We start from the raw sequence: 15,868 nt of genomic DNA, 5'->3' as shown, positions 1-15,868 counted from the left end.
TTTAAATAGAGAGGCTCCTTTCAAAATGAAATACGGGTTTAGCTCAGTTGGTAGAGCACTGGTCTCCAAAACCAGGTGTCGGGGGTTCGAGTCCCTCAATCCGTGCAAAAATCAAAGCGAGTTACGGTTTAAATACTGTAGCTCGTTAAAAGGATAAAAACATGAATAAATTTATACAATACATCAAGGATTCTTTTGAAGAATTAAATACAAATATGACTTGGTCATCTCGTGAAGAAGCTCAAAAGTCAACTGTAGTGGTTGCTGCATTTACAATTGTTTTTGCTTTAGCAGTAGCAGGTATTGATAAATTTTTTCACACTGGATTAGACTGGTTCTTTAACCAATTTAACTAGATATAATTTTTAGATTATGGCGGCAGATAATTCAGTAATGAAGTGGTATGTTGTAAGAGCTGTTGGAGGTCAAGAAAATAAGGTTAAAACTTATATTGAGACTGAAATTGCTCGTTTTGGATTATCGGATTATGTTAATCAAGTAATAGTCCCAACAGAGAAAGTTATTCAAGTAAGAAACGGAAAGAAAATAAATAGAGAAAGAGTTTATTTTCCAGGATATGTAATGGTTGAAGCTAACTTAGCAGGGGAGGTTCCTCACGTAATTAAATCAGTAACTGGAGTTATTGGTTTTTTAGGTGAAACAAAAGGAGGAGAGCCTGTGCCAATGCGTAAATCGGAAGTAAACAGAATGTTAGGTAAAGTTGATGAACTTTCTGTTAGAGATGAAAATGTCGCAATTCCTTATTCAGTTGGAGAAACTGTAAAAGTAATCGACGGTCCTTTTAATGGATTTGACGGAACAGTTGAAAAAGTTAATGAGGAAAAACGTAAATTAGAAGTAATGGTGAAGATTTTCGGAAGAAAAACACCATTAGAGCTAAATTACATGCAAGTAGAGAAAATATAATTGTTACACCTATATTTAGAGGTATTTAAAGCTTCCAATTTAAATATCTTGATTAAATCTTAAACAATGGCAAAAGAAGTAAGTAAATTAGTTAAACTACAAGTTAGGGGAGGTGCTGCGAATCCGTCGCCACCAGTTGGACCCGCTTTAGGTGCTGCCGGGGTTAATATCATGGAGTTCTGTAAGCAGTTTAATGCTCGTACACAGGACAAGCAAGGTAAAGTATTACCTGTAGTGATTACAGTTTATACAGACAAATCTTTCGAGTTTGTTGTAAAAACACCACCAGCTGCAGTACAATTATTAGAAGCGGCCAAAATTAAGAAAGGTTCAGGAGAACCTAATAGGAAAAAAGTAGCAAGCGTTTCTTGGGATCAGATTCGTGGAATTGCAGAAGACAAAATGCCTGATTTAAATGCATTTGAAGTTGAGTCTGCAATGAGAATGATTGCTGGAACTGCTCGTTCTATGGGATTAACAGTAACAGGTGATGCACCTGCTTAAACTTTAAAAGATATTTAGAAATGGCAATTACTAAAAAGCAAAAGGAAGCTCGTGCTAAGATAGATAGATCTAAAGTTTATAGCTTAGGAGATGCATCAGCTTTAGTTAAAGAAATTACAAATGTAAAATTTGACGCATCTGTAGATTTAGCAGTACGTTTAGGAGTAGATCCTCGTAAAGCTAATCAAATGGTACGTGGAGTTGTTACATTACCACACGGAACAGGAAAAGACGTAAAAGTATTAGCATTAGTTACTCCAGATAAGGAAGCAGAAGCAAAAGAAGCTGGTGCTGATTATGTTGGATTAGATGAGTACCTTCAAAAAATTAAAGGAGGTTGGACTGATGTTGACGTTATTATTACAATGCCTAGCGTTATGGGTAAATTAGGTCCTTTAGGTCGTATTTTAGGACCAAGAGGTTTAATGCCAAACCCAAAGACAGGAACAGTAACTATGGATGTTGCAAAAGCAGTACAAGAAGTAAAAGCTGGTAAAATTGACTTTAAAGTTGATAAAACTGGTATTGTACATGCTGCAATTGGAAAAGTATCTTTTGATGCTAAGAAGATTGAAGAAAATGCAAATGAGTTAATACAAACATTAATTAAATTAAAGCCAACAGCTGCTAAAGGTGCTTATATTAAGAGTATTTTTATGTCTTCTACTATGAGTCCTAGTGTTGCTGTAGATGAAAAATCTGTATCATAAGGCAGTTAAAACTTTTTAATTATGACTAGAGAAGACAAATTACAAGTAATAGAAGATTTAACAGCACAATTAGGAGATACTGGTACTATCTATTTAGCAGATATTTCTGGATTAGATGCAGTAACTACATCTAACTTACGTAGAGCTTGTTTTAAAGCTAACGTTAAATTGGCTGTTGTAAAGAACACAATGCTTGCTAAAGCAATGGAAGCTTCAGATAAAGATTTTGGAGACTTACAAAGTGTTTTAAAAGGTAATACTTCTATAATGATTGCTGAAGCTGCAAATGCACCAGCAAAAGTTATAAAAGAGTTCAGAAAAAAATCAGATAAGCCTTTATTAAAAGGAGCTTTTGTTGAAGAGGCAGTTTACATTGGAGATGACCAATTAGATGCTCTTGTTAACATCAAATCTAGAGAAGAGCTTATTGGAGATATCATTGGATTATTACAATCTCCAGCTAAAAATGTTGTTTCAGCTTTACAATCAGGTGGAAACAAACTTTCAGGTATTCTTACAACGTTATCTGAAAAATAATTACGCGCACTAATAAACTAAAATAAATAAAATTTCAAAAAACAATTAAAATGGCAGATTTAAAAGATTTCGCAGAACAATTAGTTAACTTAACAGTAAAAGAAGTTAATGATTTAGCTACTATCTTAAAAGAAGAGTATGGTATTGAGCCAGCAGCAGCAGCAGTAGCAGTAGCAGGTCCAGCAGCAGGAGGTGATGCAGCAGAGGAAAAAACTGAATTCGATGTGATCTTAAAAGCAGCAGGAGGTTCTAAATTAGCAGTTGTAAAGTTAGTTAAAGAATTAACTGGATTAGGATTAAAAGATGCTAAAGCAATCGTTGATAGCGCTCCAGCACCAATCAAAGAAGCAGTATCTAAAGATGAGGCAGAAGGTCTTAAGAAGTCTTTAGAAGAAGCAGGAGCTGAGGTAGAGCTTAAGTAAGCTATACTCCCGAATTAAAACGGGAAAAAACAATTAAGGTTTAGGTACTAGAAACGTATGTTTTTAGTCCTAAACCATTTTGTGTATATATTCGTTCTTTATTTATCACAATTTAAAATTGTGATTTTACGACTATAAAGTGTTGGTTTTTAACCATCAAAAGCAATTAAAATTGCATTATTGAAACAGATAAGTTTCAAAAAATAATATTTTTAATTTAAAAATAGCATCTCTTTTGGCAACGATAAACACTACTGAAAGAATTAACTTTGCATCATCGCAGTTAGGAACTGATTATCCAGATTTTCTAGATATTCAGGTGAAGTCTTTCCAAGACTTTTTCCAATTGCAAACCAAAGCCGATGAGCGAGGTGAAGAAGGTTTATACAAAACCTTTATGGATAACTTTCCGATTACAGACACTCGTAATCAATTTGTATTAGAATTTTTAGACTACTTTGTAGATCCTCCAAGATATAGCATCCAAGAATGTATTGAAAGAGGTTTAACACATAGTGTACCTTTAAAAGCAAGGTTAAAGCTTTATTGTACCGATCCTGAACACGAAGATTTCGAAACGATAGTTCAAGATGTATATTTAGGTACTATTCCTTATATGACTAATTCTGGAACTTTCATTATTAATGGAGCAGAAAGAGTTGTAGTGTCTCAATTACACCGTTCACCAGGGGTGTTCTTTGGACAGTCTTTCCACGCAAACGGAACCAAGTTATACTCAGCAAGAGTTATTCCTTTTAAAGGATCTTGGATAGAATTTGCAACAGATATCAATCAAGTAATGTATGCTTATATTGATAGAAAGAAAAAATTACCAGTAACAACGTTATTCAGAGCCATAGGTTTTGAAAGAGATAAAGATATATTAGAGATCTTTGATTTAGCGGAAGAAGTAAAAGTTTCTAAAGCAGGATTAAAGAAAGTATTAGGGCGTAAATTAGCAGCAAGAGTATTAAAAACTTGGCATGAGGATTTCGTAGATGAAGATACAGGAGAAGTAGTATCTATTGAACGTAACGAAATTGTTTTCGACCGTGATACAATTATAGAGAAAGAACACATTGATGAAATAATCGATGCAGGTGCAAAAACTATCTTATTACATAAGGTAGATAATGACATGGCAGATTATGCAATCATTCATAATACATTACAAAAAGATCCTACAAACTCAGAGAAAGAGGCAGTAGAGCATGTATATAGACAATTACGTAATGCTGAACCGCCAGATGAGGAAACAGCAAGAGGAATTATTGAAAAATTATTCTTCTCAGAGCAACGTTATAGTTTAGGAGAAGTAGGACGTTTTAGAATGAATACCAAATTAGGTCTTAATGAAGATATAGATCAAAAGGTATTAACTAAAAACGATATTATTACAATTATCAAATACTTAATTGAGTTAATTAATTCAAAAGCAGAAGTAGATGATATTGATCACTTATCAAACCGTCGTGTAAGAACTGTAGGAGAGCAATTAGCTGGACAGTTCGGTGTTGGTTTAGCTCGTATGGCTCGTACAATTCGTGAAAGAATGAACGTACGTGATAACGAGGTATTTACTCCAATTGATTTAATTAATGCGAAGACATTATCTTCAGTAATTAATTCATTCTTTGGTACGAACCAATTATCTCAGTTTATGGATCAAACAAATCCATTAGCAGAGATTACTCACAAACGTCGTTTATCAGCTTTAGGACCTGGAGGTTTATCTAGAGAAAGAGCAGGATTCGAGGTTCGTGATGTTCACTATACACACTATGGTCGTTTATGTCCAATTGAAACTCCAGAGGGACCGAATATTGGATTAATTTCATCTTTAGCAGTATTTGCAAAAGTTAATAATCTTGGTTTTATCGAAACACCTTATAAAAAGGTAGTTGATGGAAACATTGATTTAAAGCAAGAGCATGTTTACTTAAGTGCTGAAGAAGAAGAAGGAATGAAGTTTGCTCAATCTAACTTAAAAATTGATGAGCAAGGAGATTTTGTTGAAGATAAAGTAATTTCACGTGAAGGTGGAGATTTCCCAGTAGTTACTCCAAACGAAGTAGACTACATGGATGTTGCACCAAATCAAATTGCTTCTATATCAGCATCGTTAATTCCTTTCTTAGAGCATGATGATGCCAACCGTGCGTTAATGGGATCGAACATGATGCGTCAAGCAGTTCCATTATTACGTCCAGAATCTCCAATTGTAGGTACAGGATTAGAGCGTAGAGTAGCAAAAGATTCTCGTATCTTAATCAATGCAGAAGGAGCTGGAGTTGTTGAGTATGTTGATGCAAATAAAATAACTATTAAGTATGATAGAACTGAAGAAGAGCAAATGGTAAGCTTCGATTCAGATGAAATCACTTATAACTTAATTAAGTTTAGAAAAACTAACCAAGGTACTAACATTAACTTAAAGCCAATTGTAAAAGTTGGAGATAGAGTTGAAGAAGGACAAGTACTTTGTGAAGGTTATGCAACACAAAAAGGAGAATTAGCTTTAGGAAGAAACATGAAAGTAGCCTTCATGCCTTGGAAAGGGTATAACTTTGAGGATGCGATTGTGATTTCAGAAAAAGTTGTTCGTGAAGATATCTTTACTTCTATCCATATCGATGAATATTCATTAGATGTTCGTGATACTAAATTAGGAGCAGAAGAATTAACAAACGATATTCCAAATGTTTCAGAAGAGGCTACTAAAGACTTAGATGAAAATGGAATGATTCGTATTGGAGCAGAAGTAAATCCAGGTGATATTTTAATTGGTAAGATTACACCAAAAGGAGAATCTGATCCAACACCAGAAGAAAAGTTATTACGTGCTATTTTTGGAGATAAAGCAGGAGATGTAAAAGATGCATCATTAAAAGCTTCACCTTCATTAAGAGGAGTAGTAATTAATAAAAAATTATTCAAACGTGCAGTAAAAGATAAGAATAAGCGTGCTAGAGATAAAGAAGCTATTGCAACTTTAGAAGCATCTTACGTATCTAAGTTTGAAGGATTAAAAGATAGATTAGTAGAGAAGTTATTTGCTTTAATTACTGGTAAAACTTCACAAGGTGTATTTAACGATTTAGGAGAAGAAGTATTACCAAAAGGTAAGAAGTTTACTCAAAAAATGTTAAATTCAGTAGAAGATTTTACACATTTACACGGTACTTGGACTACAGATAAAGACTTAAACAAGTTAGTTGTAGAATTAGTACACAACTATAAGATTAAAGTAAACGATTTACAAGGAGTTTTACGTCGTGAGAAATTTACAATTTCAGTAGGAGACGAGTTACCAGCAGGAATCTTAAAGCTTGCAAAAATTTACGTAGCTAAAAAACGTAAGTTAAAAGTAGGAGATAAGATGGCAGGACGTCACGGAAATAAAGGTATTGTAGCACGTATTGTACGTCAAGAAGATATGCCTTTCTTAGAAGACGGAACACCAGTAGATATAGTATTAAATCCATTAGGGGTACCATCTCGTATGAATATTGGTCAGATTTATGAAACAGTTCTTGGTTGGGCTGGAGAAAAATTAGGTCAAAAATATGCAACACCAATTTTTGATGGTGCAAATATTAACGAGATTAATGATTTAACAGATCAAGCAGGTATTCCTCGTTACGGACATACATACTTATATGATGGAGGTACAGGAAAACGTTTCGATCAGCCAGCAACAGTGGGTATAATTTATATGATTAAGTTAGGTCACATGATTGAAGATAAGATGCACGCGCGTTCTATTGGACCTTACTCATTAATTACACAACAACCATTAGGAGGTAAGGCACAATTTGGAGGTCAACGTTTCGGAGAGATGGAGGTTTGGGCACTTGAAGCATATGGTGCATCAAGTATCTTAAGAGAAATCTTAACTGTAAAATCGGATGACGTATTAGGTAGAGCTAAAACATACGAAAGTATTGTTAAGGGTGAATCTATGCCAGAACCAGGATTACCAGAATCATTTAATGTATTAATGCACGAACTGAAAGGTTTAGGATTAGACGTTAAATTAGAGGAATAATAAACAGTGAAATATCATTAGGTAGGATGTTTTCTACCTAATGATAAATCATTTTAAATATACGTCTTAAAGAGGCAAATTTTTAATTCGAATCCATTAGTTATTATGGCAAGAAAGAACGAAAAATACACTGTTAAAAAGTTTAACAAAATTTCAATTGGTTTAGCATCACCTGAATCTATTTTAGAGGCATCAAGAGGTGAGGTTTTAAAGCCAGAAACTATTAACTACCGTACACACAAACCAGAAAGAGATGGTTTATTTTGTGAACGTATTTTTGGTCCTGTAAAGGATTATGAGTGTGCGTGTGGAAAATATAAGCGAATCCGATATAAAGGAATCGTTTGTGATCGTTGTGGTGTTGAAGTTACTGAGAAAAAAGTACGTAGAGATAGAGTAGGTCACATTAATTTAGTAGTACCAGTTGCTCATATTTGGTACTTTAGATCATTACCTAACAAAATGGGATACCTTTTAGGGTTACCATCTAAAAAGTTAGATATGATTATTTACTACGAGCGTTACGTAGTAATTCAACCAGGAGAAGCTAAAAATGCTGAAGGAGAACCATTACAAAAAATGGACTTCTTAACAGAAGAAGAGTATTTAGATATTTTAGATACACTTCCACAAGAGAATATGTATTTAGATGATTCAGACCCAAACAAGTTTATCGCTAAAATGGGAGCTGAATGTTTAATTGATTTATTAGAAAGAATCGATTTAGATACGTTATCATTTGAATTACGTCATAAAGCAAATACTGAAACTTCTAAGCAACGTAAAAACGAAGCATTAAAGCGTTTAAATGTTGTTGAAGCATTTAGAGATTCTCAAAAGAATAGAGAAAACAACCCAGAATGGATGATTATGAAAGCGGTTCCAGTTATACCGCCAGAGTTACGTCCATTAGTACCATTAGATGGAGGTCGTTTCGCTACTTCAGATTTAAATGATTTATACCGTCGTGTTATTATCCGTAATAACCGTTTAAAGCGTTTAATGGAGATTAAAGCTCCTGAAGTTATTTTACGTAACGAGAAACGTATGTTACAAGAATCGGTAGATTCATTATTTGATAACACACGTAAATCATCTGCAGTAAAAACAGAATCTAACCGTCCATTAAAATCATTATCTGATAGTTTAAAAGGTAAGCAAGGACGTTTCCGTCAAAACTTATTAGGTAAGCGTGTTGATTATTCTGCACGTTCTGTAATTGTTGTTGGACCAGAGTTAAGATTATTTGAATGTGGATTGCCAAAAGATATGGCAGCAGAATTATACAAGCCTTTCGTTATTCGTAAGTTAATCGAAAGAGGTATTGTAAAAACTGTAAAATCTGCAAAGAAAATTATAGATAGAAAAGAACCAGTTGTTTGGGATATCTTAGAAAACGTAATTAAAGGACACCCAGTTTTATTAAACCGTGCACCAACGTTACACCGTTTAGGTATTCAAGCGTTCCAACCAAAATTAATTGAAGGAAAAGCAATACGTTTACACCCACTTGCTTGTTCTGCCTTCAATGCCGATTTTGATGGAGATCAGATGGCGGTTCACTTACCATTAGGACCAGAGGCTATCTTAGAAGCTCAGTTATTAATGTTAGGATCTCATAATATCTTAAACCCTGCAAATGGTGCACCTATTACTGTACCATCTCAGGATATGGTATTAGGACTATACTATATGACTAAAGAAAGAAAGTCAACTCCAGAAGTACCTATTAAAGGAGAAGGGTTAACTTTCTATTCACCAGAAGAGGTAATTATTGCCTTAAATGAAGAAAGAGTAGACTTAAATGCTGGAATCAAAGTTCGTACTAACGATGTAGAGGACGGAGAACCAGTTGTTAAGATCATACAAACAACTGTTGGTAGAGTTTTATTTAATGAAGTTGTACCAGAAGCAGCAGGATATATTAATGAAGTCTTAACTAAGAAATCATTAAGAGGAGTAATTAGTGGTATTTTAAAAGTTACTGATATTCCTGCAGTTGGAAAATTCTTAGATGAGATTAAAAACATGGGATATAAATACGCCTTCGAAGGTGGTTTATCATTCTCATTAGGAGATATCATTATACCAGAAGAAAAGCACTCTATGATTGCTGAAGCAAACAAAGAGGTAGATGGTATAATCATGAACTATAACATGGGTATGTTAACGCAGAAAGAGCGTTATAACCAGGTAATTGATGTTTGGGGATCTACAAACAACAGATTAACTGAATTATCGATGAAGCGTTTACGTGAAGACCAACAAGGATTTAACTCAGTATTTATGATGTTAGATTCTGGAGCACGTGGATCGAAAGAGCAGATTCGTCAGTTAACAGGTATGCGTGGATTAATGGCAAAACCTAAGAAATCTACAGCAAGTGGTGGAGAAATTATTGAAAACCCGATTTTATCTAACTTTAAGGAAGGATTATCGATTTTAGAATACTTTATCTCAACGCACGGTGCTCGTAAAGGACTTGCCGATACCGCATTAAAAACAGCCGATGCAGGATACTTAACACGTCGTTTAGTAGATGTATCTCAGGATGTTATTGTAAATGAAGTAGATTGTGGTACATTAAGAGGATTAGAAATTACTCCATTAAAGAAAAACGATGAAATCGTTGAGCCTTTAAGTGAAAGAATTTCTGGTCGTACATCATTACACAATGTATATGCTCCAAAAACTGATGAATTATTAATTGAATCAGGAGAGTTAATTACACCAATTATAGCTGAAAAAATTGAAGCTGCTGGAGTAGACAAAGTAGAAGTACGTTCTGCATTAACTTGTGAATCTGAAAGAGGTATTTGCGAAAAATGTTACGGACAATCTTTATCTACAGGAAAGAAAGTACAAAGAGGAGAAGCAGTAGGTGTAATTGCAGCACAATCGATTGGAGAGCCAGGTACGCAGTTAACGTTACGTACATTCCACGTAGGAGGGGTAGCAGGAAACATTTCAGAAGAGAACAAGTTAATAGCTAAGTTTGATGGAAATGTTAAGATAGAAGATTTACGTACTGTTAAAGGTAAAGATAACGAAGGTAAAGAAGTAGATATCGTAATCTCTCGTACAGCTGAAATTAAAATCATTGATAAGAAAACTGACATAGTATTAAGTACTAATATCATTCCTTATGGTTCGATCATATTTGATAAAGATCTTAAATCAATCAAAAAAGGAGATGCAGTTTGTCAATGGGATCCATTTAATGGAGTTATTGTTTCAGAATTCAATGGAAAAGTTAAGTTTGACAATTTAGAACAAGGTATTAACTATACTGTTGAAATTGATGAGCAAACAGGTTTCCAAGAAAAAGTAATGATTGATTCTAAAAATAAGAAAATTATTGCTTCATTAATTATTGAAGATGCAGATGGTAATGCTTTACGTTCGTACAGTTTACCAGTAGGTGCACACTTAATGGTAAATGATGGTGATAAAGTAGAATCAGGTCATACATTAGTTAAGATTCCACGTAAGTCTGGTAAAGCAGGGGATATTACAGGAGGTTTACCACGTGTAACAGAGTTATTCGAAGCACGTAATCCATCTAACCCAGCAGTAGTTGCTCAAATTGATGGGGTTGTATCTTTCGGTAAAATTAAGCGTGGTAATCGTGAGATTATTATTGAATCTAAAACAGGAGAGATTACTAAATATTTAGTGAAGTTATCAAACCAAATTTTAGTTCAAGAGAACGATTTCATTAAAGCAGGTATGCCTTTATCTGATGGAGCTATTACTCCAATAGATATCTTAAATATCAAAGGACCTTCTGCTGTACAAGAATACTTAGTAAACGAAATTCAAGAAGTATATCGTTTACAAGGGGTAAAAATTAACGACAAGCACTTCGAGGTAGTAGTACGTCAAATGATGCGTAAAGTTAGAGTTATTGATTCAGGAGATACTTTATTCTTAGAAAATCAATTAATTCACAAAAACGACTTTATCAAAGAAAACGATGCTATTTACGGAATGAAAGTTGTTGAGGATGCAGGAGATTCTGAGAACTTAAAACCAGGACAAATAGTTTCAGCTCGTCAATTAAGAGATGAAAATTCATTATTGCGTAGAGCAGATAAAGAATTAGTAGTAGCAAGAGAAGCACAGCCAGCAACTGCAGAGCAAGTATTGCAAGGTATTACAAGAGCTTCGTTACAAACTAAGTCATTTATTTCAGCTGCGTCGTTCCAGGAGACTACTAAAGTATTAAACGAAGCTGCAGTAAACGGTAAAGTTGATACATTAGAAGGATTAAAAGAAAATGTAATTGTTGGTAAGAGAATTCCAGCAGGTACAGGAATGAGATCTTACGATAGTCAAATCGTAGGGCCTAAAGATGAAATTGAAAAAAGTTTATAAATTTCAATACAAAGACCTCTAAAAATTTAGAGGTCTTTTTTTTAAATTTTAATATGGAAGATCATAAAGAACCACAATTAAATATAGAATTAGATCAAGATATTGCAGAAGGAACTTATAGTAATTTAGCTATAATTAACCATTCAGTATCTGAATTTATAGTTGATTTTATTAATATAATGCCAGGTGTACCTAAGGCTAAAGTAAAATCAAGAATAATCTTAACACCACAACATGCTAAAAGATTATCTAAAGCATTAGCAGAAAATGTTCGAAAGTTTGAACAAGCACATGGTGAAATAAAAGATTATGAGCAAGTTCCTATTCCAATGAATTTTGGAGGTACAACAGGAGAAGCATAAAACAAAAAATCGTCTTAATTAAGACGATTTTTTTGTTTTTATTATATATCTGTTATTTAAAAACCTTGAGAAATTTGTTGAAGCCCAGGAATATTTAAAACAAAGATTTGTTTACCTTTTAAATTAATTAGCTTTTTCTTTTTAAAGTCAGAAAGTAAACGAATGGCGCTTTCTGTAGCTGTACCTATAATATTAGCAATATCTTCTCTAGTTAAAAGTATACCTATAGAACCATCTTCATTTTTTTCAAATTCACTATCTAAAAAAATAAGAGTATCTGCTAAACGTTGTTTTACGGTTTTTTGAGCCATGTCAACAATAACGTTATCTGCATTTTTAAGAGAAGAAGCCATTTTTTTAAGCATATCCATAGAGAAGTTAGAATTATTCTGTAAATCCTTTATTATTTCTTCTTTAGGGATAAAACAAACTTCCATATCATTAACGGCTACTGCTTTTAGATTTGAAACTTCATCATTAATTAAACTACGTTCACCTATAATATCTCCTTTTCTGATTAAGTGAATGATTTGATCTCTACCATTATCACTCATTTTAGAAACCTTACAGAGACCGTCTTTAATACAAAAAATACCGTTTATATGCTCGCCTTCTTGAAAAAGAGGTTCACCTTTTTTGATTGTTTTAGACGTTTTACACCCAGAAATCCTAATCAATTCACTTTTTGTTAAGGACTTTAATGAGTTGAATTGCCTAATAATACACTGTTCACATTTAGTGTGAGTTTCTGAGTTTTGTAGCATACTTCAAAGATAACGAAAACTGATAAATATCATGTTTATTACTTGCATAAAAAACGACCTTTGTATCAGGCAAATGAGTAAATATGGAAAGCAAGATATGTTTTCATTGTGGTAACGAGTGCGATACTGATAAAATTAGAGTAGAAGAAAAGTTCTTTTGCTGTAATGGATGTAAGACAGTATTTGAAATTTTTTCAGAAAATGATTTAACTTGTTATTACGATTTTCAGAACAATCCAGGAGCAATTCCTGAAGAGATTCAAGGGAAATATGATTTTCTTGAAAATGAATCTATTGTAAATAAATTATTAGAGTTTAACGATGGAAATACTCAAGTCGTTAATTTATATATTCCGCATATACATTGTAGTTCATGTATTTGGGTATTAGAAAACTTACATAAACTTCAAAAGAGTATAATAAACTCACAAGTTAACTTTCCAAAGAAAACGGTACGAATTACATATAATTTAGACGAGATTTCATTACAAGAAGTTGTTTTATTATTGAGCTCCATAGGGTATGAACCATATATTTCTTTGGAAGATTACGAAGTAGGAAAGAAAAAGGTTGATAGAAGCTTAATTTATAAATTAGGAATAGCTGGGTTTGCCTTTGGAAATGTAATGTTTCTTTCATTTCCAGAGTATTTTGAAGTATCAGAATTTTGGTTAGAACAATACAAAGGAGTTTTCCGTTGGTTAATGTTTTTCTTTTCATTACCAATAGTTTTTTATGCTGCACAAGATTATTTTATTTCAGCATATAAAGGATTACGTTCTAAAATCCTGAATATAGATGTTCCTATTGCTTTGGGAGTTTCTATTTTATTTATTAGAAGTTCTATTGAAATTATTTTTGATTTAGGAACTGGTTTTTTTGATTCTCTAACTGGTTTGGTGTTTTTCCTATTGTTAGGAAAGTTTTTTCAGCAAAAAACATATAACTTTCTATCATTTGAACGCGATTATAAGTCCTATTTTCCAATTGCTGTTACTAGGCTTACTTCAGAAGGAAAAGAGGAAAATGCACAGATATATGATGTAAAAAAAGGAGATAGATTATTAATAAGAAATCAAGAGCTAATACCAGTTGATGGAATCTTAATAAATGGTGAAGCAGAGATAGATTATAGTTTTGTTACAGGAGAAGCAATTCCAGTTTCAAAAAAGTCAGGAGATAAATTATTTGCAGGAGGAAAACAGTTGTCAGGTATTATTGAAATGGAGGTTTTAGCATCAGTTTCACAAAGTTATTTAACACAATTGTGGAGCAATGATGTATTTCAAAAAGATAAAAACTCATCATTTAAAACACTAACAGATAAGATAAGTCAACATTTTACCATTACAATTTTAATTATAGCTATTATAGCAACTAGTTTCTGGTGGTTTTATGATGCATCTAAGGCATTAAATGTATTTACTGCAGTATTAATTATAGCTTGTCCTTGTGCTATAGCATTAGCAGCTCCATTTACCTTAGGAAATATGTTACGTATTTTAGGTAAGAAAAAGTTTTACATAAAAAATGCTACTGTATTGGAGCAATTAGCTGCAACCGATTCAGTAATTTTTGATAAAACTGGTACTCTTACTACAAATAAAGAAAATAAAATTGAGTATCAAGGAACAGATTTAGAGGAGCTAGAAAAAACAGTATTGAAAAGTACACTTAGAGCTTCAAATCATCCTTTAAGTAGAATGTTATATAATTCATTAATAGAAGAAACAATAACGATAGAAAATTTTAAAGAACATACTGGAAAGGGGATAGAAGCTAATTATAAACAAATAAAAATAAAAGTAGGTTCATCATCTTTTGTAAATAATATAGAAGAGCAGATAAATTTAGATACTTCAGTGCATATTAGTATAAACGATGCTTATAAAGGAAAGTATGTTTTTAAGAATGCATATAGAAAAGGAGTGAATAATTTATTCTCAGAATTAAAATCGAATTATGAATTAGCGGTTGTTTCTGGAGATAATGAAGGAGAAAAAAAGTATTTACAAACTATTTTACCAGAGAATACTAGATTTTTATTCAATCAGAAGCCAGAAGATAAATTGTCTTATGTAGAAAAATTACAACAAAAAGATAAAAGTGTAATTATGATTGGTGATGGATTAAATGATGCTGGAGCATTGGCACAAAGTAATGTTGGTATAGCATTGTCAGAAAATATAAATGTATTTTCTCCTGCTTGTGATGCAATTTTAGATGCTTCAAAATTTAATCAAATAGCAAATTATATCAAGGTATCTAAAAAAGCAATTCAAATCATAAAATATAGTTTTTTATTGTCTTTATTATATAACGTTATAGGATTGTATTTTGCAACTACAGGGCAATTAAAACCAGTAATAGCTGCAATTTTAATGCCTTTAAGTTCTATTAGTATTGTAGTGTTTACAACAGTGGCAACAAATTTAATAGGAAAGAAAATTAAATAAGGCTTTTGAGAAGTTTTAAAATTCAAAAAAAGAAAAAAGAGTACAGTTATCTTTGTATGTTTTAAGGAAGATAACTAGAATAAAAATAAAATATTATGCAAATAAATAAATATATAGATCACACATTATTAAAAGCAGTAGCAACAAAAGAAGATATTGTAAAGCTATGTGAAGAAGCCAAAGAATATGATTTTTGTGCAGTTTGTGTAAATGGTTCATATGTAACCTTAGTAAAAGAAGAATTGAAAGGTTCTGCTATAAAAATAGCAGCAGTAATAGGTTTTCCATTAGGAGCTATGGATACAGAATCTAAAATTTTTGAAGCAAAAAAATGTATTGAAAAAGGAGCTTCAGAAATAGATATGGTTATCAATGTAGGAAAATTAATAGATGGAGAAAATGAATATGTAGAGAATGAAATTAGATTGATAAAAGAAGCAATAGGAGAAAATATATTGAAGGTAATATTTGAAAATTGCTACCTAACAAAAGAACAAATAAAAATAGCCTCGCAATTAGCGGTAAATGCAGGGGCAGATTTTGTTAAAACATCAACAGGTTTTGGAACAGGAGGAGCAACCTTTGAAGATGTTAAAATAATGAAAGAAGTAGTTGGAGATAAGGCTCAAATAAAAGCAGCAGGTGGAGTAAGAGATACTGCTACTGCAGTTGAGTATATTGAAATGGGGGTAACTCGTTTAGGAACATCATCAGGAGTTTCTTTAGTAACAAAAGGAATTTCAGACAAAAACAAATATTAA

General features: G+C 32.6%; 12 protein-coding genes and 1 tRNA gene. 12 read left to right on the top strand and 1 reads right to left on the bottom strand.

The window, feature by feature from the left end; genetic code table 11:
- The first annotated feature begins 32 nt into the window (after positions 1-32).
- The 10 genes from MHN29_RS11685 to MHN29_RS11640 all read left to right on the top strand — a co-directional run bounded on the left by MHN29_RS11685 (position 33) and on the right by MHN29_RS11640 (position 11,887).
- Positions 33-105: transfer RNA gene (locus tag MHN29_RS11685), tRNA-Trp, on the top strand.
- Between the two features lie 56 nt (positions 106-161).
- Entirely contained in the window at positions 162-356 is a 195-nt protein-coding gene (gene secE, locus MHN29_RS11680) for a preprotein translocase subunit SecE (RefSeq protein WP_235275833.1), read from the top strand.
- A 16-nt stretch (positions 357-372) separates the two neighbouring features.
- Positions 373-927: a transcription termination/antitermination protein NusG gene (gene nusG / locus MHN29_RS11675; RefSeq protein ID WP_150900588.1), complete on the top strand. Its 555-nt coding sequence runs from the start codon at positions 373-375 to the stop codon at positions 925-927.
- 66 nt (positions 928-993) lie between these two features.
- Positions 994-1,431, top strand: a complete 438-nt coding sequence (rplK, locus tag MHN29_RS11670; protein ID WP_150900589.1) for a 50S ribosomal protein L11 — start codon at positions 994-996, stop codon at positions 1,429-1,431.
- Between the two features lie 20 nt (positions 1,432-1,451).
- The gene (gene rplA, locus MHN29_RS11665; RefSeq protein ID WP_150900591.1) at positions 1,452-2,141 is read left to right on the top strand and encodes a 50S ribosomal protein L1; all 690 of its coding nucleotides are present in this window, start codon (positions 1,452-1,454) and stop codon (positions 2,139-2,141) included.
- A 21-nt stretch (positions 2,142-2,162) separates the two neighbouring features.
- A complete protein-coding gene (gene rplJ / locus MHN29_RS11660) occupies positions 2,163-2,678 on the top strand; it encodes a 50S ribosomal protein L10 (RefSeq protein WP_150900593.1) in 516 nt (171 codons plus the stop codon).
- A gap of 50 nt (positions 2,679-2,728) precedes the next feature.
- Complete coding sequence (gene rplL / locus MHN29_RS11655; RefSeq protein ID WP_150900595.1) at positions 2,729-3,100, top strand: 50S ribosomal protein L7/L12; 372 nt, start codon at positions 2,729-2,731, stop codon at positions 3,098-3,100.
- A 235-nt stretch (positions 3,101-3,335) separates the two neighbouring features.
- Positions 3,336-7,148 carry a DNA-directed RNA polymerase subunit beta gene (gene rpoB, locus MHN29_RS11650; protein ID WP_150900596.1) on the top strand — a complete coding sequence of 1,271 codons (3,813 nt, stop codon included), beginning with the start codon at positions 3,336-3,338 and terminating at the stop codon, positions 7,146-7,148.
- Positions 7,149-7,253: 105 nt separating this feature from the next.
- Positions 7,254-11,525: a DNA-directed RNA polymerase subunit beta' gene (gene rpoC / locus MHN29_RS11645; protein ID WP_235275832.1), complete on the top strand. Its 4,272-nt coding sequence runs from the start codon at positions 7,254-7,256 to the stop codon at positions 11,523-11,525.
- A 53-nt stretch (positions 11,526-11,578) separates the two neighbouring features.
- Positions 11,579-11,887, top strand: a complete 309-nt coding sequence (locus MHN29_RS11640) for a DUF3467 domain-containing protein (protein ID WP_150900598.1) — start codon at positions 11,579-11,581, stop codon at positions 11,885-11,887.
- A gap of 56 nt (positions 11,888-11,943) precedes the next feature.
- Here the strand turns inward: MHN29_RS11640 and MHN29_RS11635 are convergent, their stop codons facing one another.
- Positions 11,944-12,564 carry a Crp/Fnr family transcriptional regulator gene (locus MHN29_RS11635; protein ID WP_317132390.1) on the bottom strand — a complete coding sequence of 207 codons (621 nt, stop codon included), beginning with the start codon at positions 12,562-12,564 and terminating at the stop codon, positions 11,944-11,946.
- Positions 12,565-12,734: 170 nt separating this feature from the next.
- Between MHN29_RS11635 and MHN29_RS11630 the strand changes: the two genes are divergently transcribed.
- Positions 12,735-15,107 carry a heavy metal translocating P-type ATPase metal-binding domain-containing protein gene (locus tag MHN29_RS11630; protein ID WP_235275831.1) on the top strand — a complete coding sequence of 791 codons (2,373 nt, stop codon included), beginning with the start codon at positions 12,735-12,737 and terminating at the stop codon, positions 15,105-15,107.
- A 95-nt stretch (positions 15,108-15,202) separates the two neighbouring features.
- Positions 15,203-15,868 (top strand): deoxyribose-phosphate aldolase, encoded by a 666-nt coding sequence (gene deoC, locus MHN29_RS11625; protein WP_235275830.1) that lies wholly within the window; start codon positions 15,203-15,205, stop codon positions 15,866-15,868.

The organism is Tenacibaculum sp. Cn5-46, from assembly GCF_022347705.1.
Taxonomy (GTDB): Bacteria; Bacteroidota; Bacteroidia; order Flavobacteriales; family Flavobacteriaceae; genus Polaribacter; species Polaribacter aiptasiae.
Note: the sequence above shows the minus strand (reverse complement) of the source record. Positions and strands in the feature narration are given on the sequence as shown.